This window comes from Rhodoglobus sp. GW821-FHT12B09 (genome assembly GCF_058809925.1).
The window spans coordinates 101,587-126,672 of record NZ_JBXATB010000006.1; the positions used below are offsets into that span (position 1 = coordinate 101,587).

The following is a 25,086-nucleotide window of genomic DNA, read 5'->3' on the forward strand; positions in this document are numbered from 1 at the left end:
GTTGAGTAGGCCGCCTAGGGCCGTATCGAAACCACGCAGTCGAACAACCGGTTTCGATACAGGCGCCAGAGCGCCTTACTCAACCCACCCGGTTTCGATACAGGCGCCAGAGCGCCTTACTCAACCCGCCTCGAGCACCACCGCGGAACCCTGCCCGCCGCCGCCGCAGATGCCCGCGGCACCGAGGGAGCCGGGGCCGGCGGCCGCGAGGCGACGCGCGAGGTGCCCGACGATGCGCGTGCCCGAGGCGCCGATCGGGTGCCCGAGGGCGATGGCGCCGCCGTGCGCGTTCACGATCTCGGGCGAGACCCCGAGGTCGCGGGTCGAGACCACGGCGACCGCCGCGAACGCCTCGTTGATCTCGACGGCCGCCAGCTCGTCGGCCGACCGACCGGCCGCGGCGAGCGCGGCGCGGATCGCGTTCGACGGCTGGGAGTGCAGCGAGACGTCGGGCCCGCTGACCAGCGCGTGCGAGACGACCCGCGCGAGGGCGGTGAGCCCGTGCGCCTCCGCGAAGGCGGAGCTCACGAGCACGATGGCGGCCGCGCCGTCCGTGATCTGGGAGGCGTTGCCGGCCGTGACTGTGCCGCCCTCGCGGAAGGCGGGCCGCAGCCTGCCGAGCGTCTCCGCGGTGGTGTCGGCGCGCAGGCCGTCGTCCTCCGTGACGGTCACGGGCGTGCGGCCCGGAACGGTGAACGGCGCGATCTCGTCCCCGAAGGAGGCGGCCGCCAGACGGGAGTGCGAGGACGCCGCGAAGGCGTCCTGCTCCTCGCGCGTGAGGGCGATCCGCTCGTTGACCTCGTCGGTCGAGAGCCCCATGCTGCGGCGCTCGAAGGCGTCGGTGAGCCCATCGAACTCGAGCGTGTCGAGGAGGGTCGCGCTGCCGTACTTGGTGCCCTGGCGCGACCCGACGAGCGCGTGCGGCGCGAGCGACATCGACTCCTGGCCGACCGCGACGACGACGTCCGCCTCGCCGGCGGCGATGAGCCGGTGCCCCGCGACGACCGCCTCCATGCCCGACAGGCAGACCGCGTTCACAGTGATCGCGGGCGTCGTCAGCGGGATGCCCGCCCCCACGCCCGACTGCCGGGCCGGGTTCTGCCCGGCCCCCGCCTGCAGCACCTGCCCGCCCACGACGTACTGCACGGCGTCCGGAGCGATCCCGGCGGCGGAGAGTGCGGCCCCTACCGCGTGCGCGCCGAGCACTGTCGCGGGGATGTCCTTGAACACGCCGTTGAACTTCACGAACGGGGTGCGGGCGTAGCCCACGATCAGGGTGCTCATGCGGCGGGTCCCTCCATAAACTCTGCTCCGGTCTTCTCTCGTACTTCTTCCATGGTGACGCCGGGCGCGAGCTCGCGCAGCACGAGGCCCGCCTCCGTCACGTCGAACACGGCCAGATCGGTGATGATCTCGTCGACGCACCGGCGACCGGTGAGAGGCAGCGTGCACTCCGCCACGATCTTCGGGCTGCCGTCCTTCGCCACGTGGTCGGTGATGACGACGACGTGCGGGGTGCCCGCGACGAGGTCCATCGCGCCGCCCATGCCCTTGACCATCGCGCCCGGGACCATCCAGTTCGCGAGGTCGCCCCTGGCCGACACCTGCAGCGCCCCGAGCACGGCCGCGTCGATGTGGCCGCCCCGGATCATCCCGAACGACACGGCGGAGTCGAAGAAGCTCGCGCCGGGAACCGCCGTGACGGTCTGCTTGCCCGCGTTGATGAGGTCGGCGTCCTCCTCCCCCTCGTAGGGGAAGGGGCCGATGCCGAGCAGCCCGTTCTCGCTCTGCAGCGTGACGCGCACGTCGGCGGGGATGTGGTTGGCGACGAGCGTCGGGATGCCGATGCCGAGGTTCACGTAGTCGCCGTCCTTGAGCCCGCGAGCGGCGATCGCCGCCATCTCGTCCCGTGTCCACGCCATCAGTTCGCTCCCCTCGGCCGCGTCGTCCGCTGCTCGATGTCCTTCGCGCGGCCCGTGGTGACCAGCCGCTGCACGAACACCCCCGGTGTCACGACGGAGTCGGGCTCGAGGTATCCCTCGACCAGCTCTTCGACCTCCGCGATCGTGACCCGCCCGGCGGTCGCGACCAGCGGGTTGAAGTTGCGCGCGGTGTGCCGGTAGACGAGGTTGCCCTCGAGGTCGCCGCGGTACGCGTGCACGAGGGCGACGTCGGCGACGATCCCCCGCTCGAGCAGGTACTCCTCGCCGTCGAACTGCATGGTCGGCTTGCCCTCGGCGACCGGGGTGCCGACGCCCGTCTTCGTGTAGAAGCCCGGGATGCCCGCGCCGCCCGCCCGCAGCCGCTCCGCCAGGGTGCCCTGGGGCGCGAACTCGACCTCGAGCGTGCCGGCGAGGTAGGCCGCGGCGAACCCCTTGTTCTCGCCCACGTACGACGACACCACGCGCCGCACCTGCCCTGCCTCGAGCAGCACCCCGAGCCCCTTGCCGTCGACGCCCATGTTGTTCGAGACGACGGTCAGGTCGCGCACGCCCGAGTCGCGCACGGCGTCGATGAGATCAGCCGGGATGCCGCTGAGCCCGAAGCCCCCGACCGCCAGAGTCATGCCGTCCTCGAGCAGGCCGGCTACCGCCTCGCCCGCACTGGGCCACAGTTTCGACATTCATACTCCTGCTCACAAGGTGGACGCCTGAGCCTCGCAGGAATGCCAGCGCAGCGGGTGAATGTGAGCATCATGTGGTCGAACTCGGATACCCTGACCACATTGTGGAGAAAGTACAGGGCGGGCAGGTCGTGGCGCGCATCGCGAGCATCCTGCGCGAGCTCGGCACGAGCGGGGCCGAGGGGATGCGCACGAGCGACCTCGCCGCGGCGGTCGGCCTCACCCGCCCCACGGCCTACCGGCTGCTGCGGTCCCTCGCCGCAGAGGGATTCGTCGACCTCGACACCGGCACCTCGCACTGGCTCCTCGGGCCCGAGCTCTTCGTGATGGGCACCATCGCCGCCGGCCGCTACGACGTGACCGCCTCGGCGGCGCCCTTCGTGCAGCGGCTCGCCGCGCTCACCGGCGAGAGCGCGTTCCTCTCCGTGCGGCGCGGGGATGAGACGGTGTGCCTGTTGCGCGAGGAGGGCAGCTTCCCGGTCCGGTCGTTCGTGCTCTACGAGGGGGTGCGGTTCCCGCTGGGAGTGGCATCCGCCGGGCTCGCGATCCTGTCGTTCCTGCCGGACTCCGAGGTCGACGCGTACCTGCGGCGCTCACCCGGCATCGAGCAGGAGTGGGGTGCGAGCCACTCGGGCGCGGGCATCCGGGAACGGGTTCTCGAGACGCGAGAGCGCGGGTTCGCGGTGAACCCCGGCCTGATCGTCGAGGGCAGCTGGGGCATGGGTGCCGCGGTGTTCGACGCGAGCGGCAGCCCCGCGTACGCGCTGAGCATCACGGGCATCGAGTCGCGCTTCGCGGACGCCCGGCGCCCGGCACTCGGTCGGATGCTGCTCGACGAGGCGCACGCGCTGTCGCGGCGCCTGGGGGCCAACTAGCCGCGGTACTTCGAGCCGGCCATGGCGACGATCGCCACGAGGGCGCCGAGACCGGTGCACAGGGTGAGGACGCCGATGATGATCCAGAGGACGGTAGCCATGGGATCAGGGTACCGGTGCCCGGCTTCGCGGCGCGACTGACGCCCGCCCGCGAGCGGTCGAAAACTGCTCTCCCTGCGCGAATCTGGAGCAATTCCTGACGACTCGCGCCGCCACGGCGCGAGGGGACGCCACGCGACGGGAGCGCGACTTGTTGTGACCAAGTACTGTGCGTGATACAGTACCGGACATGGCACCGAACAACCCCCCTCCCACAGGCGACGCCTTCGCGTCCGACCTGCTCCGCGGGCATACCGACACGATCGTGCTCGGCACGCTGCGCAGCGCAGACCGCTACGGCTTCGAGATCTACAAGACGATCCGGGATGCCACGGGCGGCGACTACGAGATCAAAGAGGCCACCCTCTACGCGACGTTCCGGCGCCTCGTGAAGGACGGCCTCGTCGAGGCGTACTGGGGCGACGAGACCCAGGGCGGCCGCCGCAAGTACTACCGCATCACGGATGCGGGCCGCGCGGTCTACGCGCAGAACGTCCGCGACTGGACCGCGACGCAGCGCATCATCAACACACTCCTGGAGACGACATGAACACCAACATCCACCGCTACCTCGACGACGCCTTCGCGGGCATCGAGGTCACGCCGGACATCCAAGACCTGAAAGAGGAGCTGCGCGGCAGCCTCTCCGCCCGGGCCGACGAACTGCAGGCAAGCGGTATGGATGCCCCGACCGCGGCCGCCACGGCGGTGCGCGAGCTCGGCGACATCCGAGAGCTCGTGGCCTCGCTCGACGACGGCTCCGCCGCCGGCGACTCCGCCGCGGAGCTCGTGCAGCGCAACGCGGTGAAGCCGAAGCCCGGGTTCGTCGTGCGCGCGGTCGTGCTCGCGCTGCTGCTCTCCGCGGCCGCCGTGGTGGTGCTCCTCGTGGCCCTCCACGTGATCGACCTCGCGTGGTGGATCGCGCCCGCCGTGTTCGGAGCCGCCGTCGGCGCCCTCGTCGTCGACACGCTGCGGCAGGAGACGAGCCAGCACTACCCGGTGCGCGCGGGTCGCGCCGTGGGCTTCGGCGCCGCCGCGCTCGGCATGGGCCTCGGCCTCGGGCTGGTAGGGGCTTTCGTCGGGGTGCCCGAGGCGGGCATCCTGATCGCCGGCGTTGCGCTTGTTCTCGTGGCCGCGATCGCCTTCACCTGGCTCGGCGTCACGCAGACCAACCGCACCAAGCCCTGGGCGCTCGAGCTGCAGCGCGCGTACGCGGCGGACGACCGCTTCTCGCAGGACCCGGCCGCCGCCGGGCGCTTCGGCCTGTACACGGTCGTGATCTGGGTGCTCGGGTTCGCCCTGTTCGGCGTGCTGAGCTTCACGGTCGGGTTCGCCTGGTCGTGGCTGGCCATCGTCGGCGCCCTCGTCGTGTTCTTCCTCGTGCTGGCGCGCATGCTCTTCGAGGTGAAGAAGTGATCACGGCGAGCGACCTCCGGAAGACCTACCCCGGCAAGCCCCGCGTGGTCGCCCTCGACGGGCTGAGCTTCGAGGCGGAGGCGGGCACCATCTACGGGCTGCTCGGCCCCAACGGCGCGGGAAAGTCCACCACCGTGAAGATACTCTCGACGCTCTCGAAGGCCGACTCGGGTACCGCGCTCGTGGCCGGCATCGACGTGGCGAAGGACCCGGAGCGGGTCCGTCGGGCCATCGGGTTCGTCGCGCAGAAGCAGGTTTCGGACCCCATGGACACCGGTCGCGAGAACCTCATGCTCGCGGGCCAGCTGCAGGGCATGACGGCACGGGATGCCCGGGCGCGCGCCAGCGAACTGCTCGAGCGATTCTCGCTCGACGAGGCGGCCGACCGGCAGGTGAAGACCTACTCCGGCGGAATGGCCCGCAAGCTGGACGTCGCAATCGGGCTCATGCACCGGCCCAGCGTGCTCTTCCTCGACGAGCCGACCACCGGCCTCGACCCGGAGGCGCGCGCCGACATGTGGGCCGAGCTCGAGACGATGGCCTCGGTCGAGCGGATGACCGTGCTTCTCACCACCCACTACCTCGAGGAGGCCGACCGGCTCGCCAGCCGCCTCGCCATCGTCGACCACGGCCGCGTGGTCGCCGAGGGAACCCCGGAGGAGCTCAAAGACGGCCTGCACGGCGACGCGGTGTTCGTCGAACTGCGCAGCGACACGGATGCCGGCGCCGCCCTCCAGACAGTGGCACGGGTCCCCGGCCTCAGCGAGGTGCTACTCGACGGCCGCGTGATCCGCGGCCGCGCGACGGCAGGCGCCGCGGCGCTCCCGCACGTGCTCGCCGCTCTCGACGCGGAGCGGCTGGCCGTGGCATCCGCCACCGTCGCGCGCCCGAGCCTCGACGACGTCTATCTGCGCCACACCGGCCACACCCTCAAGGAGAAGGCAGCATGACCGCCATCACCCACACCACGATCCTCACTGCGAGGCAGCTCCGCGCGTTCATCCGCGTTCCGTTCTACCTGGTGATGAACCTCGTGCAGCCGATCATCTGGCTGCTGCTGTTCGGGCAGCTGTTCACGAAGGTGGTGGACATCCCCGGCTTCAGCGGAGGCGATGACTACCTGGTGTTCCTCACTCCCGGCATCGTCATGATGATGGCACTGTTCGGCAGCGCCTGGGCCGGCACCTCCTACATCCAGGACATGGACCGCGGCGTGATGGACAGGTTCCTCACCTCCCCCACGAGCCGCAGCGGGATGATCGTGTCGACGATGCTCTACCTGTCGGTTCTGGCGGTCATCCAGACACTCGTGGTGCTGGGCGTCGCCTGGCTCGCCGGTGCGAGATTCGGCGGCGGCGTCGTCGGGATGCTCGTGCTGCTACTCGCGACCGTGCTCCTGACCTTCGTGTTCTCGGCGTTCTCGAACGCGATCGCGCTTATCGCCAAGCAGCAGACCGCGCTCATCGCGATCTCGCAGCTCATCTCGTTCCCGCTCATGTTCCTGAGCTCGGCGATCATGGACACCTCGCTCTCGCCCGCGTGGGTCGGCGACGTCGCGCGGTTTAACCCGTTCGAGTGGGCCGTCGTGGCGGGCCGGGGCGCGCTGCAGGACTCGCCGGACTGGGCGGAGATCTGGTTCAACCTCGGGCTGCTCGCCGCGCTCGCGGTGATCATGACGTGGCTCGCGACGCGGGCGTTCCGCACCTACCAGCGGGCGGCGTAGCGCTGGTCGAGCCTGTCGAAGACCCGGCGGCGTGATCGTTTCCATCTCGAAACGATCACGCCGCTTGCACGTTCCCGCGCTCTCGCGCTACGGTCGAAGCCACGCCAATGAAAGGAGGCCGTCATGTTCAACCCAATGGGAAGTTCCCTCATCGCCGGCTTCGCTGGCGTCTTCACCGCATAGCCCGCTGACGGATTCCGCCACCGGCTGCACGGTGGTGACGCTCTCGAAGCCTCTGGTCTCAGACAGACCATCGCCCCGTCGACGACCGGTCGCATCCGACACGGTCGACCCCCTCCGCCGCTCACGAAGCGGCATCCCGGGCGCGCGCACGCGCCAGCAGTGAAGGAACACATCTCATGAACACGACCCTGACGACCGCTCCCGGTCGCCACGACCACCCGCCCATACAGACGCAGCCGTACACCGTGCGCCGCGTCGGAACGCTCGACCGCATCGCCCTGCACGTGGGCGTGGCCCTCATCAAGTGGGGCCGCCGCCCGCGGCTCGTCGAGTCGCGCGAGCGCCGCGCCAACCGGTACGAGCAGCAGCTCCTCCGGTGGGAGCGCGAGCGCCGGTTCGAGCGCAACTACCGGCTGAACACGCAGTCGGTGCGGTGAGCACCACCACGAGGCCGTCGCCGGAGTCCGCTCCGGCGGCGGCCTCCGCCGCCCGGCGGGCACGCGAGTTGCCGCAAAGTGCTCTTTGCAGGCACACCGGAGCGCGTTTTGGGGCAACTCAGCGCGCCCCGCGAGCAGGCCGGGCGGACGGGGCAGGGCGGAGCGGGCGGGGCGGCTGGCTGCGCGGTTAGCTGTCGCGGTTGTCCGGCTCGTCGAACTCCTGGAGCGCCTCGACGACCGCGTCGTCAGAGGCTGCCGCGTTCGACCCCTCGTCGAGCGTGCCCGTCCCGTCGGGGTAGCCGGCCTCGTCGGGGAACTCGACCACGAACGGCTTCGCCTTCGGCGCCGGCTCCGCGTCCGGGTCCACCGGGTGGTGGCTCGTGATCGAGAGCCGGTTGAACGCGTTGATCGCGATGCCGAGCCAGCGCACGGCGGCGACCTGGGCGTCGGTGAGCTCGGGGTGGTCGACGTCCTCCGCGCGGCGGCCGGAGGTGACGTCGGCGATGAGGGTGATCTCCTCCGTGATCGCCAGCGCCGCGCACTCCGCCTCGGTGAAGTAGTCGGTCTCCCGCCAGGCCGAGAGCACGGCAAGGCGGTCGGTCGTCTCGCCCTTGGCCAGGGCATCCCGAGTGTGCAGCCGCAGGCAGTAGGCGCAGCCGTTGATCTGGGATGCCCGCAGCTTCACCAGCTCGATGAGCAGCGGCTGAAGGCCCACCGACAGCGCCGCGAGCTCGGCCTCCTTGCTCACCCCGAGCAGGGCCTTGTAGACATCGGGGAAGGCCTTGTCGAGGAATATCGTGCGCATGGATGTTCCTTCCGTCAGCGCGCCGCTGCGTCGAGCCACTCGGAGAACCGCGTCGGTGCAAGGGTGGCGCCCTCGCCCGGGAGCAGTTCCCGTTCGTCGAGCTCCGTTCCAAAGTACCTCGCGAGCGGATCGCCCACGACCTCGCGCGGGTCGTCGCGCAGCCGCAGCTCGGTGCGCACGAGCTCCTCGAAGCGGTACTGCTCCGGCCCGGCGAACTCCACCACGCCGTTCACGGGCGAGCCGAGCGCGACACCGGCGACTGCCGCTGCGACATCGTCGGCCGCCATCGGCTGGATGAGGGCGCGCGACAGGCGCACGACGCGGCCGACGGTAGCGGCATCCGCGATGCTCTTCACGAACTCGAAGAACTGGGTCGCGTGCACGATCGAGTACGGCTTGCCGGAGTCGCGGATGAGCTGCTCCTGGGCGTCCTTCGCCCGGAAGTAGCCGCCCTCGGATGCCGCGAGCCGGTCGGTGCCGACCACGGAGAGCGCCACGTGGTGCGCCACCCCCGCCGCTGCGCCGTAGGTGAGCAGGTTGAGCGTCGAGCCGTAGAAGAAGTCGAGCGCGGCGCGGTCGTCGAAGTAGCCGGAGTTCGAGGTGTCGATGACAGTCTCGACCCCCTCGAGCGCCTCGGGCAGGCCCTCGCCCGTGTACGAGTTCACGCCGGTGGCGCGCGCGACGACGACGACGTCGTGCCCCTGCTCGCGCAGCCGGCCGACGAGCTTGGCCCCGATGAGGCCGGTGCCTCCGACGACCGCGAGCCTCATGCGCGGGCCGCCCACTCCGCGTAGCCGAGCGCCGAGAGCTCGGCGCCGTCGCCGGGGGTGAGCTCGCGGCCCGCGAGCGGCGTGCCGAAGTACTCCGCATCCGGGCCGGTGGTCACCGTGCGGCCGAGGTGGTCGCGCATGAAGTCGTCCATCGGGAACGCCTCGGGGCCGCCGATCTCGAGGCGGCCGTTCAGCGGCTCGTGCGCGGCGGTGCGGGCCACGACCTTCGCGACATCCGTCGCGGCGATCGGCTGGAAGTAGCCGTGGGGCAGGGTCACGACACCGTCGACGGTGGCCGAGTCTGCAATGCGGCCCACGAACTCGAAGAACTGGGTCGCCTCGATGATCGAGTACGGAACGCCCGACTCCTCGATCAGCTTCTCCTGGGCCACCTTCGCGCGCAGGTAGCCGCTCTTCGGCAGGCGGCCCGCGCCGACGATCGACAGCGCGACGTGGTGCTTCACGCCCGCCGCCTTCTCGGCGGCGAGCTGGTTGGCGGTCGAGACCGTGAAGAAGTTCATGACGTCGTCGTCCGCGAACGACGGCGAGTTGGTGACGTCCACGACGACATCCGCGCCGGCGAAAGCCTCGGCGAGCCCGGCGCCCGTGAGCGTGTCCACGCCCGAGCTCGGTGAGGCGGCGACGGCCTCGTGGCCGTGCTCGCCCAGCATGGTGACGACCTGCGAGCCGATGAGCCCGGTTCCCCCGATGACGACGATCTTCATGAGAATGCCCTTTCGTGATGCCGGATGCCTGGCGCCCCGGTCACGAGCTAAGACAGCGGCACCGCCCGATCTGTGACAGCTACCTGTTCCACCGGCGCAGCTTGAGCGGGCTGAGGGTGATCCACACCCGGGCGATCGCGGTGCCCTCGAAACCGAAACTCACAATGCAGGTGACCCGGATGCCCCGACGGGCGACAATGGCGCAGACCCCGTTGACCGGCTGGGCGGTGAGATCGGCGCCCGCCAGGGCGTCCAACAGCCTCGGGACGACCTCGGTGCCGGTGAGGGGCCAGGTAGAGGCGATCAGGTCGCCGCCCGTATCGATGAGCGCCACCACATCGGGCGATAGCAGGGAGTGGAGGGCGGGGGCATCCCGGCGCTCGCAGGCGTGGAGCACCCGCTGAACCACCGCGTCGCGCTCCCCCGGAGGGAGTGTGCTCATCGCGCGGCGACGCTGCCCAGCTTCTCCGGGTTCATCATCCACAGCAGCTGGTCGATGCCCTCCGCCGACGCGGAGGCGGTGACGACGGTGAAGTCGGCGCCGTCGCGGCTGAGCACGACCGAGGGCTGGCCGTTGGCCTCCGTCCAGCGCAGCGAGACCCCGCCCCAGAAGTGGCTCGCGAAGGCGGCGACGAACTTCGCGACGCGCTCGCGGCCGATGACCGGGATGCGCGCGGCGAGCGCCAGCCCTCCCCCGTCGGAGTAGCTCACGACGTCCTCGGCGAAGAGCTTCTCGAGCGACTCGAAGTCGCCGGCCTGGGCGGCCTCGAGGAACGCGGCCAGCAGCTCCCGCTGCCGCTTGCTCGCCACCGGCGCGCGCCGCTCGGCCACCAGGTGCTTGCGCGCCCGGCTCACGAGCTGCCGCACCGCGGGCTCCTTGAGCTGCACGATCTCGGCGATCGTGGAGTACGGGTAGTCGAATGCCTCGCGCAGCACGTAGGCGGCGCGCTCTACGGGCGAGAGCTTCTCGAGCAGCAGGAGCACCGCGAACTCGAGGGCCTCCCCGCGCTCCGCCCCGAGGGCGGGGTCGGCACTGGTGTCCACCGGCTCGGGCAGCCACGGGCCGATGTACGTCTCGTGCCGCGCTCGCGCGGAGGTGGCGGCGTTGATCGCGAGCCTTGTCGTCGCGGTCGCGAGGAACGCCGCGGGCGACTCGACGGTCTCGCGGTCATAGCCCTGCCAGCGCAACCAGACCTCCTGCAGGATGTCCTCGGCCTCGGTCGCGCTGCCCAGCATGCGGTACGCGATGCCGAACAGGCGCGGCCGCACCTCCAGGAACTGCTCCACTCCATCTGTCATGAGACGCCTCCACTAGACAAGACAGGGCGGGGTACCGCTTTGTGACAGGGTATTCGAACGACGAAGGCCGCCACCTTCCGGTGACGGCCCTCGCTCGCAGCGCTGGCTAGAGCTGCGGCACCAGCGCGAACGTCACAGACCCGTTGTCGATCTGCGCGTCGAGCGTCTTGTCGTCGAGCACCGCCGAGGCGGCCGGCTCGAGGAAGACCTTGGCTCCGTCCGACTCCACGGTGGAGTCGCCCGGCAGAGGGTTCGCGACCACGGAGATCGCGAAGCCCTGATTGTCGTCGAGACCCTGGCCGATGCGGAGGCCTCCGCCTTCGACCTCCGGGGTGCCCGAGATGATCGCCTTGACGGCGGTCGTGGCTGTTTCAGTGAGGGTGAGCATGCTCTTCCTTTCCTTGTGCAGCAATGAACCAGCCACGCTTCCGCACCTCGGCGGAGGTTTCAACCCGGATGCCGCGATACGGAGGCAACTCACACGAAGCTAGACCTGCACCACGCAGAAGCGGTTCCCCTCCGGGTCCGCCATGATCACGTAGTCGGCGTCGGCCGGCAGCTTGTCCCAGTGCACCTCGGTGGCGCCAAGCTGCTTGAGCCGCGCCACCTCCGCGGGCTGGTCATCGGCGTACAGGTCGAGGTGGATGCGCGGCGGCAATTCATACGCCGAGGGATGCTCGTCCAGCGACACATTGGGCCCGACCCCGTCGCGCGGCCGCAGCAGCACGAAGTCGTCGTCCGGCTCGTGATCGCGCGGCACGTAGTCGAGCGCCGCCGACCAGAACGCCTCCTCGGCGGCGAGATCGGTGACCCGGATCACAATGGAGCCCACGCGCATCATGCTCCGACGTTACGCCTCGCCGCGGTCGAGGGTTGGCTACGGGGCGCCCAAGGACCACGCCGGCTGAGGGCACGCTTCGTTCGTTGCGCGCCACTCGTCTTCCGACAGGCTCTGGACGTTCGAATCTCCATAGGCTGACCACCGCTCCGCGTGGAACGTGTCGATGTACTCCTGCTCGGACGGCGGTACGCCAACGTCGATCTTTCTCGCAAGCAGACAGTCTCGAGTGTCGAGTTCGCTCGCGTAGACATCGGATATCGCATCCGGCTGCATCTGGGCGACGCGGTTGTCAATCACAGCCCAGCATTCATCCGCGTCCGCGTCGTAGAGATCCCACTGTGCTTCGGGCACAGTCTCGCTGTCGACTTCGATACCTCCGTCCCACGTGAGAGTCGGCGTCCACCCCTTGTCTGTTAGGCATTTGTAGACCGCATTGGAAGCTGAGGAGAGACTCAACCCGACGTCGGAGCTCGCAGTGGGAACGGGTGCGACCGCAGCCGAGCATCCAGCGGTGAGAAGCAGAAACACAGCCGCAGTCGCAGTCTGGCTCGCTCGTTTGCCAAGGGTCATCCGAAGTCCTCGTTTCCGCCGATTGTGTTGCCCGGTAGATGAATCGAGATCGATCTGAATGAATTTGCAGATTCGAACCCTATTGCAATCATATTTACTCATCTGGATGACCATGAGCAACCACTTTCTCGCGCTCCATCGCGCGGGAGGGGGTCGAGAACGAAGTGTTCTACTGGCATCTCCGGCTCTGCGAGATCCTTGTGATCAGGCCGCTTGCAGCCAATACGCAGTCAGAAATGGGTTCGCTTGGTGTTAGCAGCCAATCGCCCTAGTTAGTTGTTGTCGTCGTAGACCGAATCCGGTGTCTGGGGACAGGCGGTGTACACACGCTTCAAATCCTCCTCAGCAAAAGAAATCTCGCTGAAAGGCGACCACGCCCCGCCGCTTTGGACGAAGACGGTCTGACTTGGCGGCGCGGCCTCGACGCTGTACCCCTCTTTCTCGAGACAGCTCAGGAGTTCGCCCGTCCGATACTCGTAGAGATCCTCGAGGCCCTCGTCCGACAGCGGGGTCATGTATTTTTGCTGAGTAGGGTACTGGACCTCGCAGGTGTAGATCGCCAGGTTCAATGACTCCTTCAAGGTCGAGTCAGTCAGCTGTGGGTAACTGACACCCTGTCCGTCTGGTGTTTCAGTGGCGTCGAAACCGGCTTCATTGAGACAAGCGATCTGAGTCGAGGCCCACTCGTTCAAGGTGATGAGTCGGATCGGTTGAATGTCGGGCGGGTCGGCAATCCCGAGCTGATCCGCGAAGGACTTGGCGTTCGCATCCAGATAGGCAAGGGTTCCCGCGTCCAGGTCCCCCGCGGAGATCGGCGTGGAACTGGGAAGGCCGGGCGCGTTGCCGTCAGCGGCACAAGCCGTGGTGGCGAGCACAATTGCACCCGCCACCACGGCCAGCAGTACAGATCGACTCATCGTCACGAATGGCAGACCGCATTTGCGTACGAGATGTCCCCACCAGACCCAGTCAGAAAGACGCGCCAGTACCCCTGAGTGGAGCTCGTCGGCGAGTAGTTAGTTTGAGCGGTGCCACCGTTGTTGAACGAGTTCAGCACACTGGAGTTGAGCGAGTGGTTGACGCGTCCGCTGCCAGTCGATTGGACGTAGAGGTACGGCACAGGTGCCGATCCGCACACCTTCCAAATGTTGCCGGTGTCAGAGAAGGCCGAGGCTGAGACGGCCGGCACAACCGCTAGCCCCAGCGCTACCGCAGCCGCCAGGACGACGTTTCTCTTTTTCAAGATAGACATACTTCGCTCCTCCGTGCTTTCGCTCGGCACCCAGTTGCCGAGGTGTTTCGAACAATAACAAGTGGTAGACGGCTCAGTCTAATTAAAATGACATTTCAACATGTTTGGAGCTTGCCCATGGGGATGCTCCGGATCACGCGCCGAAGGACAACGACCGAGCAGGCGTCCGCGCCGATTGTCTGCTCCTACCCGCTGCGGTCGACAAGGCGCTACAGACTGAGCGAAAATCAAGAGGTCAGCACGGAGACGTGTTACGCAGGTTCATCTGGGACCGCGGAATCGATGTGGAGTCAGGACTTGGTGAGCACCAGTAGGGAAATCGCACGCTCCGGCTCCTCCCGTCTGCGCACCCCGGGACGTTGGATAGCGGGCGGGATCGCGATTCTGATCGCCGGCGCAGGAGTCGGCTGGGCTGCATCCACTGTCCTCACGCCGCCGGCCGATGTACTGGAATCAACTTCCTTCACCTACGTGGAAGTCGTGAACGGAGAGGTCGGATCCTCTATCAACCTGAATACTGTCGCAGCTTGGACGCCTGTCCCCGTCGGATCGAACCTGGCCGCTGGGACGGTAACGACCGTGAACGTTGAACCCGGCCAAGAAGTTGCGACCGGTGCTGTTCTGTATACCGTCAACCTCCGGCCGGTGGTCATCGCTCAGGGAAACATTCCCTCGTTTCGGCCTTTGTCACGCGGATCGTCGGGCGCCGATGTCTCGCAGCTACAGTCGATGCTGGCTACTCTCGGCTACTACACCTACGACGTCGACGGCGAATTCGACTGGGTCACAGAGCAAGCGGTGGAGGCTTGGCAGGGCAGCCTTGGGGTGGACGACGACGGGAGCGTCCAGGCGGGCGACATCATCTACGTCCCGTCGCTCCCGACGCGCGTGTCGCTCGACACAGAAGAAGTGAAACGGGGGGCGAACCTCGGTGGTGGCGAGGCGATCGTCCGCGGTCTTCCGGCTACACCGGAGTTCACGGTGCCTGTCACCGCAACGCAGGCCAGCCTGATGCCCGTAGGCACTCGCGTAGAGATTGCGGGACCTGATGGACAGGAGTGGGAGGGTTCCGTGATCGAACAGGTTCCGAGCTCGAAGGACGATAGTGTGACGCTGAAGCTCGGAGGACCAGACGGCGCTCCCATCTGCGGAGACGAATGCGCAGCGGTTCCAGTGTCCGACCAGGCCTTGCTCAGATCTCGCATCGTGACTGTCGAGACGGTGACCGGCCTCACCGTCCCAAGCGCGGCCTTGCTCAGCAAGGCGGATGGCTCGTTGGTGGTGATCGATGATGCTGATGTCGAGCACGACGTCACCGTGATCACAAGTGCTCGCGGCATGTCCATCATCGAAGGCGTCACCCAGGGACTACATGTGCGCGTCCCGGCGAAAGAGTTGTAAAGCGGTGCTCGAGGCCAAGGGGCTGACTTTCGCCTACGACCCAGCGCACATCCTCATCGAAGGCTGGGACGCCCGATTTGATCCGGGCGAGGTCGTCGCAGTTACCGGGCCATCCGGCCGAGGCAAATCCACACTCCTCTATTTGCTTGGCCTGATGCTCAAACCGCAATCTGGGACAGTATTCGTCGCCGGGGAAGATGCGTCCAGCCTCAGCGATACCCGGCGGGCGCATCTTCGCGCAAGTACCTTCGGCTTCGTTTTTCAGGACGCGGCGCTAGACGCAACGAGAACTGTGCTCGATAACGTCATAGAGACCGCCCTCTATCGAGGTGAGCCGAGGAGAGCGGCGATCCGACGCGCGCACGATCTCATGTCGCAGTTCGGCGTTGGTTTGCGCGCTCAGGCTAAGCCGGGCCAGGTGTCGGGTGGTCAGGCACAACGCATCGCATTGTGCCGCGCACTACTAAATGATCCGCGGGTGCTTCTTGCCGACGAGCCGACGGGCAATCTCGACCCCGCTTCGGCCAACATCGTGGTTGACGCCTTTCATGCTCAGGCCGCGTCAGGCGCCGCCGTGATCGTCGTTACGCACGACCCGGCGCTCGTTGATCGATGCGACAGAAGGATCGAACTGTGAAGCAGTGGCTCGCGGTCGTCCGTGAATCGCTTGCCACTGCAAGAGCGCAGCCTGTGGCATCACTTGTAAGCATCATCATGGTGGCGGGTATGTGCGCAACCGTGCTTCTTACAACTGGTCGGACAGTTGGCGCAGAACAAGCCGTGGTCGGTTCGATCGACTCAGCGGGGACCCGGTCCATCGTGATTCGCGCGGAACCAGACGCTGGACTCAACTCAACCGTGCTGGACCGAATTGCGAATCTCGAAGGAGTGGAGTGGGCGGGCGCATTTGGCAGCGCAATCGACGCAACAAATTCACTGATCCCCGATGGCAATAGAGTCCCAGTGCGATTCGTGTGGACCTCGAACTTGCAGGAACTTGGTGTGGCGGCTCATCAGCCCATACTGAACAACACAGCTTGGGCTTCGCCCCTTGCGTTGGAGCAACTCGGAATGCCAGATCGTTCCGGTGGCCTCACCTCGCCTGCTGGAGCAAACTACGCAGTGGGAGGTGAGATCCGCACCCCGGACTATCTTGAGATGCTGGAACCACTTGTGATCGTCCCCAGGACGGCCGGAAGCGGCGCTAACGAAACAGTGAGCGTGTTAGTTGTCATCGCCAGCCGTCCCGACCTGGTCACGCCCGTTGCGCAAGCCGTTCAATCAGTGCTGGCCGTCGACGATCCCAGCAAGATCAAGATCACCACAAGCGAGGCGCTAGCAACCCTTCGTGCTCTTGTTCAAGGGCAGCTTGGCAGCTTTGGTCGCAACCTTGTCATCGTGATCTTCGCGCTCACGGCTGTGCTCGTCGCGGCCATCCTTTACGGACTCGTAATGCTGCGCCGTAAGGACTTCGGGCGCCGCCGCGCACTGGGCGCGTCACGGGGGCTAATCGTCGCGCTGTTGCTTATTCAGATGGTGGCATTGAGCGCCCTAGGAGCAATCGCGGGAACCGGAATAGCGCTGGCGAGCCTTCTGCTCACTGGTGACCCCCTACCTGGGCCGGCGTTCTTGGCGGCGCTCGCTGTGCTCGCCGTGACGGTTGGAATCTTGGCGGCCATCGTCCCCGCGATCGCCGCATCTCGGCGAGACCCACTGAAAGAGCTGCGCGTCCCGTAAGGGCGAGCGGACCGCACCGAGCTTCGCCTACGACACCGGGGGCGACGCAAACTTGAGAAGCCCGCACCACCAAAAGGAAGGCTGTTTGATTCAGTTGAAGTCAAAATGCAGTCAAAAAGGGTTCCGCTAAGTGTTAGTAGCGAATCGCAGTATTTACACTTAGGCCCTTGAGCGTAAGTAACAGTTCGCGGCAGGGTTACGTCCGGTACCGTCGCAGAATCCGTTCTAGCCCAGGCTCAGTACTGATTGGAAACGACTAGTGACGTCCGTGCCGAGCTGGCGCGCAGTTGAGATGCTGACGGTACTCGCGTTGGTGTGGGCGGAGTAGCTGGTCGCGGATTGGACATCGGCCGAAGGCGCTTCCCGCGCCCAGACCAAACCATAGGTGCTCAGATCGAAGGCAAGGAAGACTGCCACATCAAACTCGAAACTGCGGAACGCAGAAAACTTCGCGGAACTGTGGACGCCCTCGCCGATAGTCCTCGCCTTGACCTGCACCAATCTTCCGTCGGCGGCGACAAGGTCATGGCTCTTGCCCGAATTGGGCTCCAATGCGCCGTCGTAGACGGCCGCCGAGAGAAACTCCGCGTAGTCGCCAATCGGCGCATTGCGGGTCCGCACTACCTCCCGCTTGCGCAGCTCAGCGAGGATCTCTGCGTATTGCATAAGGAGCTGTGGCACGGTGGCCGACTCGATGTCCATCCACACACGATAGCGGGCGCGCCAGTCCTCAGCCGCCGCAGCTCAGGACGGAATGAACTCCTTCAGGTACTCGCGCAGCGGTTCATCGACCACGTAAACGTATGTGCCGCGGATGCCGCGAGTCAGCAAGTCGTCATCGCTGTAGGTTTTCCCGAGAACGTCGTTGTTCTCCTTGGCCCTTTTTGTCAAAGTAGGAGGCGCGGTCGACGAACAGCGTCCGGGACACCGGGTCGAATGTCCGGGCCGATGATCACGCCCGCGTAGTTGAGGTCGTACCCCTGAACGGTGTGAATTGACCCCACCTCGTCCAGGGCCGTAGCGCCACGAATCAAAAAGAGACAAGTCACAGTGACCGCTTCGCGAACCTCAGCGAGCGTTGACTTGTCTCTTTTTGATTGGTGCACCCGAGCGAGGTGCTTGCGAACCTAACGAAACCCGTTAGAGCCCTAATAGGTACGGTTGCTCGAGGCGAGCTTGATGAGGTGTTGAGCCAGGAGAGCGCTTGGGCGGGATCCGAAGACGGTGAATGTGGCGCTCCGCCAGTAACCCGGCACGCGGGCTCAATGTCATCGCTTGCGGCCCACGGGGCTAGTTGCTCCTGTCGATTCGTCAGAGGGCAGGCTTTAACGCGCGTTCCTGGGCGGTCGCCGGAGCACCCAATAGGCGGACCGCCTCCGAGCGAACGATCGCCTCCAAGATGTCTGCGACTGCGGCCAACTCTGCGGTTTCGAACGAACCCGAGCCATGGGAAAGGGTGTTGCGCGCGCGACTCAGAACAGTCTGCAGGGGAAGTGTCTCCTTGCCCGGGTCGTCGGCTCGGACCTTGGCGACCAACGCTGCCTGGTCCAGCTGTTCGACTGTGTCTTTTGGTAGCCGAGATAGGAGTTCAGCGAGCGCCGAGTCGAGTCCTTCTTGAGGCGCACGCCGCACGTGCTTCTCGAGGAACTTTAAGTCGACCGTCTCCAAGAGTCCCTTCGCGCGAGAGAGAACAGCTTCGCGCTTGCTGCGGTACTTCCCGGCGTTCTCCTCGTGCTTAGCACGATGTTCGAATCCGTACGATCCTTCGAGGGCCTGAAGGAGCAATAGAAATCGGGAACGCGGGTGTTGCTCCCCCGCCGTAGTCATGGCGCCGTAGGTTTCGAAGAGTGGATGGTGCTTCTGGATCTGTTCCTGCCACGTGGCCAGGAGATCGAGCAAGCTCATCTCGTCCTCGACAAGCCTGATCGAGGAATGAATCGCGTCCACGGAGGACCGCGTTGAATTGACAGGCGCATGCGTGATGCTCCAGCCGAACACCTGATCGTGTCCGCGCCGACTCCCCCGATCGCCATTGCTTGCGAGGAAGTACCTAAGTTCTCTTGTGCCCGCCGTGACGGTAGACACAAGCTGGCTGAGCGGCAGTACCCAGTTGAGCCACCAGTCGGCAACAGTCATCGGCACCTCCGAGACCAAGCGAAGAACGGGACCGAAAGCCAACCTGAATTCGTAACCGTCCATTACACGCGCTGAGTAGTCATAACGGAACGTCATGGTCGAGCCATCGCGGTCCCAGCTCAAGTTGGATCCAGGACGAAGTTCGGCGAGCCACTCAGTGTCGCCCGCCTTTATTGGCATCTTTACCCGATGGATGGGCGGAATGCCTACGAGCGACTCCAGTCCTTCAACCTGAAGCTCGATTGCCCCATAGGTACGGTGGCTATCGGAATCGAACCGATCCTGCGACAGGACGGCGAAGGCACCAGCCGCGCGGCCTTGTGTGTCGAGCCAATAGTCCAGCCGCCCGTTCATCAGGCACACGTAAGCGCCGCTGGACAGCCGCCCGGCAAGCGATTCAAACGAGTGCGACTGCGGGAAGGATGCAACGCCTGTCGCGCCCTCTGTAACCCACTCGATTGGCATCTCACCATAAAGGACACCGCGCGGATACTTGTCGCGCTCGACTGTGAGCAGACCTGGGATCTCCAGGCGACCGCCCTCGCGATCCGGCACGTCCCATGTGACCAAGTACTCGCCCGTCTCGAATGGCAGTCGGACAGCCTCTACGTCATCGCTCATTGGACCTCTCTTCCAAAAGGCCAGTCAAATCAATCTCCGCCGCCACGGCTTCGCTCGCGGTCGAATGCACTCTCCAAGAGGCGCGCAATGGGTCACTCCTCCTCGTCGCGTAGTGCCCGGTCGATGGTGGCCCGCTGTTGATCGCGCCAATCGCGACGCTCCGTGGCGTACGGACTACGGCGGTTCTTCCGTCGGAGTCCCGAGCCAGGAGACGAGCCCGCAAGCTTCGGGGGCACGGTCGGATCGGCAGACGGAGCAGCGAACCCTTCGCAAAGTGCCACTGTGGCCTGGTACACGCGTTGGCGAGCGCGATCTGGAGACACTCCGACCTGCACGATCCATTGATGGACCGCGCCGGTGACTAGTGCGTCGATCGCCAGGTAGAGAGATCGCGGGTCGACGGGCCATCCGGTCACGGCTACAGCTCGTTCGAGGGGAGGAACGGCTGCTGCCTCGAACTCCTTATACGCGGCCGCAAGCAAGTGGCGCGTTTCCTCGTCACCTCCAGCAAGGCGCATGAATAGCACCGCCGCTCTGCGGTCTGCTTGCTCATCGAAAAGTTGGCTGGCGAACTCAGCAATGGCGTGAATCAGAGCATTCTCGCTGCGGTTCATGATCGCGCTTCGTACGCTGCGGTTCAGTATCGCGGCGCACACCTCTCTATTGCCCATTGAGCGGTGGAATCCTTCGAGCACCACGGCTTCACGGAAGGCGTAAACGCCGTCGGGCCACAAGCTGGTGATCGCGCCCCGAGTGAACTCGCGACCCTCGGTTCGGCGAAAGCTCCATTCGACTTCGGCCCGTCGTAGAACGTCCGAGACGTTAAGGTTGCCGAGATTCCAACTGGCATTGTCCATCAGCGACTGCCATCCGGCCTCAAGGAGGACGGTTCTCGTCTCCTGAGAGGTCCAAGGGCGCGTCTTTCGGGACATTTTCTACTCCGAAATGGTTTACGAGGTTTGATTTACCCAGTACGGTACTCGTAGTTCCGTTTCAAGTCGACAACCCAACGGCTCACAAAGCCGATCGACACCCGAGCGCACGGAGGCTGACGAGCGGTGGCAGGGGCAAAGTGGCCCAGCGATGGGCGCACAGACAGGCGCATTGTGCTGTTTGTGTGCCTCGTCCTCACTGTTCTTTTTGCGCTCGCGTCGCTCACTTGCATCGTTTTCTTCATCGTCGACCTTGAGCGCGACGGGACACCCCGGTGGCCGTGGATCTGGGTCGCAGTCGGCCTGACCGCCTGCACGTTCGTCTTGGTCCTGATTGGCCTGGCAACCACGCCTGGCACCCATACCGCCGGAATCCGCATACCACTTCTCCGCTTGACGTGGTCTTCTTCGAGCAAGACGACCGACGAGGTACTCGCCCGCGCCGAGGACGCTGTTGTGGATTTCCTCAGACGACCGATTCTCGAGAGGATTCGAAACGCGTTCTCCAGGAAGCGCCGTTGACTTCCCTGGCGAGAAGCGCATAATCGTGGGGGAAACCTGCGCGAGCGCCAAGCCTGCGGTTCATCGGCGGTTTGACCTGGATATTCCCGAGTCGGCCCCACCATCTACTTAACGATCATGACTAAAGAGACGATAAATCCCACAACAGCGGCGCGCCAGGAAGGCGAGCCCCAACCGAGCGCCTACTGGCTTGCAGTCGGTGCCCTTGATCATGACCACCCAAACTTCAGCCCTCGAGCTCAAGTTCGCGCAGAGATTGAGGCCTTCCGTCAAGCTGCAATGGATAGTGACGGCATCAAGTTGTTGAAGATTCCAGAATGCTCTCGGTCCTTCCTCACGACTCTTGAGGGGCAGGAACTACTAGCAGTCTGGAGTGGGCACTTTTCGCAGACACTGAGAGAGCTCGATGAGCTGTCGCTCCGCAACGATCTACGTCCGAAGGATCTTCAACGCTTGTTTGAGGTAGAGAGCGGCATATTGGCAACGCTCGAACGTGCAGTAGCGGATGGGGTGGAAAGCCAGTCCCTCACGAGGACCTAACAACCACCCGGGTTATTGAACGAGCGCCCACCTTGTGGCCCATGCTGAATGCCTCTTCCCACTCCTCGAGGGAAGGGAGCACGCCCGACGCCGCCGCCGCCCGGCACGACGATCACGTCCACGACATCACTTGATACCAGGCTCCGGAGCGACAGCTCTCGCGTGCGAGCGCAACGGATCGAGATGAGAACAGCCTTGATTGCCTGGTGCTCGGCCGTCTCACTAGTCGTGCGCGAACCTCGACTGCCAGACCTCCACTGTATTCCTGTCAATCGGGATGGATCCAATAGACGACCAATCCTCCAAAAACTCGCGAAGCTCATAGTCGTCTTCTTCGTCCAGAACGACACTCGGAGCCGAAAGTATGTAGTCGGCCCAGACATGAGCGTCCGCGACCGAGAGGGAACCGGCCATGAACTTCATAGTTGCATGCACCGCTCGATGACGGGTGAATGTCGCCGGATGACTGTTCTGGCTAGGGAATATAGAAGCGCGCCAACCATCTTCGAGATCGAGGATTCGGTCCACTAACGCATCCCTCGAGTTGGTCTGAACATCTGGTGCACCAGCCTCCCGCCTCTTAGGAACCATTCGAAGCTCCCTCTCATGCCATTCACTGTGGCGGGCACAAATACGCCAATCGTCGTTGTCCTATTCGCGACGTTGGACCAAACGTTAAGGGTGCCCTGGCTTGGAATCAAAGTTCGCGGAAAGGCACTGTTAGCCGCGGAATGGAATGTGTCGATTCGGGCCGCCGCTGAGCCGGGTCCGGTTGCGGCGCGAGAACCGTGAACTGCGTGAGGCGAACACGATCTTGCGCTGTTAAGCACCTCGATGGAAGACGCCAAGGTGCAAGCCACGCTCGTTCATCAGCGAACAGGCATCCAGGAAAGGCAACGCAAACTTCTTGAAGCTCACTACGCCAATGTCATTCCTCTGGATCTACTCCGCTCTGAGCAGGTATCGCTTGGGAGCCAGCTCATCGCACTGGAAGAGAGACTTTCCGCGAGCTACGTTCGTTTCGAGACCATGCGAGCGAACTTGGCGAGGGCGTTGGAACTTGCGGAGGACTGCGAGGCCACCTATCGCAGTGCCCCTGATCAGGTACGACGCTGGCTCAACCAGGCGTTCGTCACACGCATCCTCGCAACCGAAGAGACATTTGAACCCGAGTTGGAGCCCGTCATGCGCACGCTCCTGGTAAGCGCCCCCGCTCGCGTGCTGGGGACAAACAAAGAACCCCGTCCAAGAAACTCTCTTGGACGGGGTTCGGAAACAGTACTACTGTGCCCCTGGAGGGACTCGACTCCCCTACTGAGCCGCCAGAAAACCGCGCGGTCTTGGCAATCGGCTGTGTCATCCGATGGCGCGATTTTCTGGACTGCTCAGCGGGGGCCCACGAGGAGTTCTCGCCCTCCAACGCCACGAATCAAAAAGAGACAAGTCACTGTGACCGCTTCGCGAACCTCAGCGAGCGTTGACTTGTCTCTTTTTGATTCGTGCCCCTGGAGGGACTCGAACCCCCAACCCTTTCCTTAGGACGGAACTGCTCTTCCATTGAGCTACAGAGGCTTGGCGGAAACGAGCCTACTAGGTGGCGCGGGCCGAACTAGGTGGGCGGGTAGAGGAACGACTCCACGTCGGTGACCGGGATCGTGCGCTGACTGTAGACGTTGGGCACATAGTTGTACTCCTCCACCGTCACCGTGCCGTCGGCGTTGACCGACTTGACGTAGGCGACGTGGTTCGACCAGCCGAACCAGGCGACGGACCCGACGATGGGGGTGTCGCTGACCGGCCAGCCGTGCTGCTCCCAGGCGAACTCCCACTGCGAGGCGTTGCCGCCGGTGGGAGTGAGCGTCGACCACACCCACTTGTACGGGGCCGTGTACGACCCGGCGTCACGGTTGAGCCGCCATGCGACGAAGTCGGTGCACTGCCGGAAGTAGTAGTTGAGCGGCGACAGCCCGGCGCCCTGGTCCTCCGAGAGCTCGTAGTACCAGGGGTAGTCGTCACCCAGCTCGCGGGCACCCGAGAGCAGGTAGGCCGCGTTGTTCTGCGCGCGGATCTCGTCCTTCGACATCTCCTCGAGCTCAGCCTGCGACGTCGCGTGGTAGGTGTCGCGCGAGGCGGACGTCACCTGCGCGTCGGCGCTGACGACTATCGACTGGCTCTCGAGCGCAGTGGCGTCCTTGGCCGCCTGTGCCGCGGTCTGCGGCGCGGTGGTCGTGAGCGCATAGGCCGGGATCCCGGCGACGGCGAACATGCCGCCGACAACAGCCATAGTCGCGAGAGCCCGCAGCGGGTTCTTGCGGGGCGCCTTCGGGGCGGACGCGTGCATGAGGGCGATCTCGGCACGGCGCAGCTTGCGGCTGGGCGGCTGGTCGCCGTCGAACTCGCGGGCGGCGCGGGAGACAGCGCGGCGGTCGCTCGACGGGCGCGAGAGCACAGCGCGACGGGATGCCGCGCGCTCCTGCTTGCGAGCCACCGAGGCCCGGGGCGCCGCCGACGGAGCCGAGGAGCTGCCGCGCGGTGCGGCCGCGCGGGCCTCACGGCGGGAGCTGAACTGCTGCGTTCCGCCGGGGACGGGAGCCGAGGCATCCCGCTCCGAAGCAGGTACTCCGAAGTCGAACAGGTCATCCATGTTGCGGGATGGCGTGGTGTCGACCAAGACGGATGTTTCCCTTCGGGGCGGGGACAGACCTGGAAAAGGCTACGCGATATACCGGCGCGGGTCCTATTGTCACAGGAAGATAACAGGTTACCCCGTGCGGGCGCCGCGTGGCGTCAAACAGCCGTGGTTCAGCCGGGCGGGTAGAGGTACGTGGCGTCGCCCGCGGAGATCACGCGCTGGCCGTAGGAGTGGTAGTTGCCGTAGTTGTACTCCTCGAGGAGCACAGTGCCGTCTCCGTACACTTCCTTCACGTACGCGACGTGGTTGTAGCCGGTGACGGCCACCGATCCGGGAACGGGCGTGCTGCTCACGGGCCAGCCGTGCGAGTACCAGGCGTCGGTCCACGAAGACGCACTGCCGCCGCCGGGGGTCATGCTGCCCCAGGTGTAGGCGTAAGGACCGGTCGTGCCGGCGTCGCGGTTGAGGCGCCACGCGACGAAGTCGACGCACTCGCCGTAGTAGTAGCCGAGCGGGGAGAGTCCCTCTTGTCCAGCCCACGGGTAGTCGTCGCCAGCCTGGCGCGGGCCCGGGTCGCGGTAGACGTAGGACGCGGCGAGCTCGGCGGCCGCCGCGGCGGCGTCGAGCTCTTCCTGCGTAGTTGCCGTGAATGCGTCACGGGAGGTCGATTCGGGCACCGCGTCGGCCGAAACGGCGACGGACTGGGCTCCGATACTGGAAGCGAGAGGACCGGTCTCCGTGGTCTCCACGGGGTTGACGGCGTAGGCCGGAAGGGCCACGACGGCGAACATGCCGCCCACTGCGGCCATGGTCAACAAGACACTTGCCGGGTTCTTTCGCGCTGCCTTCCGGGGGCCTGAGGTCAGGCTCCGGAGACTGCGTTTGTTGCGTTCATCCACGTTACGTATTCCCCTCGGTGGTGCTGGGACCTCATCCAAGCTACGTCT

General features: G+C 65.5%; 30 protein-coding genes and 1 tRNA gene. 11 read left to right on the forward strand and 20 right to left on the reverse strand.

Annotated elements, in window-relative coordinates; genetic code table 11:
* Positions 1-120 precede the first annotated feature (120 nt).
* From AC1RTC_RS12600 to AC1RTC_RS12610, 3 genes are read right to left on the reverse strand one after another with little or no spacing between them, the layout of a single operon-like run.
* Entirely contained in the window at positions 121-1,284 is a 1,164-nt protein-coding gene (locus AC1RTC_RS12600) for an acetyl-CoA C-acyltransferase (RefSeq protein WP_493156168.1), read from the reverse strand.
* The gene (locus AC1RTC_RS12605) at positions 1,281-1,922 is read right to left on the reverse strand and encodes a CoA transferase subunit B (protein ID WP_493156170.1); all 642 of its coding nucleotides are present in this window, start codon (positions 1,920-1,922) and stop codon (positions 1,281-1,283) included. The genes AC1RTC_RS12600 and AC1RTC_RS12605 overlap by 4 nt, the downstream gene beginning before the upstream one ends.
* Positions 1,922-2,623: a CoA transferase subunit A gene (locus AC1RTC_RS12610; RefSeq protein WP_493156171.1), complete on the reverse strand. Its 702-nt coding sequence runs from the start codon at positions 2,621-2,623 to the stop codon at positions 1,922-1,924. The genes AC1RTC_RS12605 and AC1RTC_RS12610 overlap by 1 nt, the downstream gene beginning before the upstream one ends.
* A gap of 101 nt (positions 2,624-2,724) precedes the next feature.
* On the opposite strand from AC1RTC_RS12610, the gene AC1RTC_RS12615 reads away from it, so the two are divergent.
* The 6 genes from AC1RTC_RS12615 (at position 2,725) to AC1RTC_RS12640 (ending at position 7,356) form a co-directional block, all read left to right on the forward strand.
* A complete protein-coding gene (locus AC1RTC_RS12615; RefSeq protein WP_493156324.1) occupies positions 2,725-3,498 on the forward strand; it encodes an IclR family transcriptional regulator in 774 nt (257 codons plus the stop codon).
* Between the two features lie 289 nt (positions 3,499-3,787).
* Entirely contained in the window at positions 3,788-4,147 is a 360-nt protein-coding gene (locus tag AC1RTC_RS12620) for a PadR family transcriptional regulator (RefSeq protein ID WP_493156173.1), read from the forward strand.
* Positions 4,144-5,013, forward strand: a complete 870-nt coding sequence (locus AC1RTC_RS12625) for a permease prefix domain 1-containing protein (protein WP_493156175.1) — start codon at positions 4,144-4,146, stop codon at positions 5,011-5,013. Before AC1RTC_RS12620 ends, AC1RTC_RS12625 begins: the two co-directional genes overlap by 4 nt.
* The gene (locus AC1RTC_RS12630; protein ID WP_493156177.1) at positions 5,010-5,963 is read left to right on the forward strand and encodes an ATP-binding cassette domain-containing protein; all 954 of its coding nucleotides are present in this window, start codon (positions 5,010-5,012) and stop codon (positions 5,961-5,963) included. Before AC1RTC_RS12625 ends, AC1RTC_RS12630 begins: the two co-directional genes overlap by 4 nt.
* Entirely contained in the window at positions 5,960-6,736 is a 777-nt protein-coding gene (locus tag AC1RTC_RS12635) for an ABC transporter permease (RefSeq protein ID WP_493156179.1), read from the forward strand. Before AC1RTC_RS12630 ends, AC1RTC_RS12635 begins: the two co-directional genes overlap by 4 nt.
* A 359-nt stretch (positions 6,737-7,095) precedes the next feature.
* On the forward strand, positions 7,096-7,356 hold the full coding sequence (locus AC1RTC_RS12640) for a hypothetical protein (protein ID WP_493156181.1): 261 nt from the start codon (positions 7,096-7,098) through the stop codon (positions 7,354-7,356).
* Positions 7,357-7,543: 187 nt separating this feature from the next.
* Here the strand turns inward: AC1RTC_RS12640 and AC1RTC_RS12645 are convergent, their stop codons facing one another.
* From AC1RTC_RS12645 to AC1RTC_RS12685, 9 genes are all read right to left on the reverse strand, one after another.
* Positions 7,544-8,161 (reverse strand): carboxymuconolactone decarboxylase family protein, encoded by a 618-nt coding sequence (locus AC1RTC_RS12645; protein WP_493156183.1) that lies wholly within the window; start codon positions 8,159-8,161, stop codon positions 7,544-7,546.
* A gap of 14 nt (positions 8,162-8,175) precedes the next feature.
* The gene (locus AC1RTC_RS12650) at positions 8,176-8,931 is read right to left on the reverse strand and encodes an SDR family oxidoreductase (protein WP_493156185.1); all 756 of its coding nucleotides are present in this window, start codon (positions 8,929-8,931) and stop codon (positions 8,176-8,178) included.
* Positions 8,928-9,656: an SDR family oxidoreductase gene (locus AC1RTC_RS12655; RefSeq protein WP_493156187.1), complete on the reverse strand. Its 729-nt coding sequence runs from the start codon at positions 9,654-9,656 to the stop codon at positions 8,928-8,930. Before AC1RTC_RS12655 ends, AC1RTC_RS12650 begins: the two co-directional genes overlap by 4 nt.
* A 79-nt stretch (positions 9,657-9,735) precedes the next feature.
* On the reverse strand, positions 9,736-10,098 hold the full coding sequence (locus tag AC1RTC_RS12660; RefSeq protein WP_493156189.1) for a sigma-70 family RNA polymerase sigma factor family protein: 363 nt from the start codon (positions 10,096-10,098) through the stop codon (positions 9,736-9,738).
* Entirely contained in the window at positions 10,095-10,955 is an 861-nt protein-coding gene (locus AC1RTC_RS12665) for an RNA polymerase sigma-70 factor (RefSeq protein ID WP_493156191.1), read from the reverse strand. Before AC1RTC_RS12665 ends, AC1RTC_RS12660 begins: the two co-directional genes overlap by 4 nt.
* 106 nt (positions 10,956-11,061) lie before the next feature.
* The gene (locus AC1RTC_RS12670) at positions 11,062-11,343 is read right to left on the reverse strand and encodes an iron-sulfur cluster assembly accessory protein (RefSeq protein ID WP_493156193.1); all 282 of its coding nucleotides are present in this window, start codon (positions 11,341-11,343) and stop codon (positions 11,062-11,064) included.
* A 99-nt stretch (positions 11,344-11,442) separates the two neighbouring features.
* Positions 11,443-11,796, reverse strand: a complete 354-nt coding sequence (locus AC1RTC_RS12675) for a VOC family protein (protein ID WP_493156195.1) — start codon at positions 11,794-11,796, stop codon at positions 11,443-11,445.
* A gap of 36 nt (positions 11,797-11,832) precedes the next feature.
* Positions 11,833-12,480: a hypothetical protein gene (locus tag AC1RTC_RS12680; protein ID WP_493156197.1), complete on the reverse strand. Its 648-nt coding sequence runs from the start codon at positions 12,478-12,480 to the stop codon at positions 11,833-11,835.
* A 158-nt stretch (positions 12,481-12,638) separates the two neighbouring features.
* A complete protein-coding gene (locus AC1RTC_RS12685) occupies positions 12,639-13,289 on the reverse strand; it encodes a hypothetical protein (protein ID WP_493156198.1) in 651 nt (216 codons plus the stop codon).
* 629 nt (positions 13,290-13,918) lie between these two features.
* Between AC1RTC_RS12685 and AC1RTC_RS12690 the strand changes: the two genes are divergently transcribed.
* Genes AC1RTC_RS12690 through AC1RTC_RS12700 form a run of 3 tightly spaced genes read left to right on the forward strand, consistent with a single transcriptional unit; the run spans position 13,919 to position 16,756 of the window.
* On the forward strand, positions 13,919-15,019 hold the full coding sequence (locus tag AC1RTC_RS12690; protein ID WP_493156200.1) for a peptidoglycan-binding protein: 1,101 nt from the start codon (positions 13,919-13,921) through the stop codon (positions 15,017-15,019).
* A 4-nt stretch (positions 15,020-15,023) separates the two neighbouring features.
* Positions 15,024-15,656 (forward strand): ABC transporter ATP-binding protein, encoded by a 633-nt coding sequence (locus AC1RTC_RS12695; protein ID WP_493156202.1) that lies wholly within the window; start codon positions 15,024-15,026, stop codon positions 15,654-15,656.
* Entirely contained in the window at positions 15,653-16,756 is a 1,104-nt protein-coding gene (locus tag AC1RTC_RS12700; RefSeq protein ID WP_493156204.1) for an FtsX-like permease family protein, read from the forward strand. Before AC1RTC_RS12695 ends, AC1RTC_RS12700 begins: the two co-directional genes overlap by 4 nt.
* Positions 16,757-16,981: 225 nt before the next feature.
* On the opposite strand, the gene AC1RTC_RS12705 is transcribed toward AC1RTC_RS12700, so the two are convergent.
* The 4 genes from AC1RTC_RS12705 to AC1RTC_RS12720 all read right to left on the reverse strand — a co-directional run bounded on the left by AC1RTC_RS12705 (position 16,982) and on the right by AC1RTC_RS12720 (position 20,370).
* Positions 16,982-17,458 (reverse strand): DUF6998 domain-containing protein, encoded by a 477-nt coding sequence (locus AC1RTC_RS12705; RefSeq protein ID WP_493156206.1) that lies wholly within the window; start codon positions 17,456-17,458, stop codon positions 16,982-16,984.
* A gap of 185 nt (positions 17,459-17,643) precedes the next feature.
* Positions 17,644-17,862 (reverse strand): DNA/RNA helicase domain-containing protein, encoded by a 219-nt coding sequence (locus AC1RTC_RS12710; protein WP_493156207.1) that lies wholly within the window; start codon positions 17,860-17,862, stop codon positions 17,644-17,646.
* Between the two features lie 205 nt (positions 17,863-18,067).
* Positions 18,068-19,513 (reverse strand): hypothetical protein, encoded by a 1,446-nt coding sequence (locus tag AC1RTC_RS12715; protein ID WP_493156209.1) that lies wholly within the window; start codon positions 19,511-19,513, stop codon positions 18,068-18,070.
* Between the two features lie 92 nt (positions 19,514-19,605).
* Positions 19,606-20,370, reverse strand: coding sequence for a hypothetical protein (locus tag AC1RTC_RS12720; RefSeq protein WP_493156211.1), 765 nt, complete (start codon positions 20,368-20,370; stop codon positions 19,606-19,608).
* A gap of 201 nt (positions 20,371-20,571) precedes the next feature.
* Between AC1RTC_RS12720 and AC1RTC_RS12725 the strand changes: the two genes are divergently transcribed.
* Positions 20,572-20,967 carry a hypothetical protein gene (locus tag AC1RTC_RS12725; protein WP_493156213.1) on the forward strand — a complete coding sequence of 132 codons (396 nt, stop codon included), beginning with the start codon at positions 20,572-20,574 and terminating at the stop codon, positions 20,965-20,967.
* Positions 20,968-21,084: 117 nt separating this feature from the next.
* The gene (locus AC1RTC_RS12730) at positions 21,085-21,507 is read left to right on the forward strand and encodes a hypothetical protein (protein ID WP_493156215.1); all 423 of its coding nucleotides are present in this window, start codon (positions 21,085-21,087) and stop codon (positions 21,505-21,507) included.
* Between the two features lie 222 nt (positions 21,508-21,729).
* Here the strand turns inward: AC1RTC_RS12730 and AC1RTC_RS12735 are convergent, their stop codons facing one another.
* The 4 genes from AC1RTC_RS12735 to AC1RTC_RS12750 form a co-directional block, all read right to left on the reverse strand.
* Positions 21,730-22,035: a hypothetical protein gene (locus tag AC1RTC_RS12735; protein ID WP_493156217.1), complete on the reverse strand. Its 306-nt coding sequence runs from the start codon at positions 22,033-22,035 to the stop codon at positions 21,730-21,732.
* 972 nt (positions 22,036-23,007) lie between these two features.
* Positions 23,008-23,079, reverse strand: a tRNA-Arg gene (locus tag AC1RTC_RS12740).
* Between the two features lie 37 nt (positions 23,080-23,116).
* Positions 23,117-24,178, reverse strand: a complete 1,062-nt coding sequence (locus AC1RTC_RS12745) for a CHAP domain-containing protein (protein ID WP_493156218.1) — start codon at positions 24,176-24,178, stop codon at positions 23,117-23,119.
* Positions 24,179-24,309: 131 nt separating this feature from the next.
* Positions 24,310-24,948, reverse strand: a complete 639-nt coding sequence (locus tag AC1RTC_RS12750) for a CHAP domain-containing protein (protein ID WP_493156220.1) — start codon at positions 24,946-24,948, stop codon at positions 24,310-24,312.
* Positions 24,949-25,086: the final 138 nt, after the last annotated feature.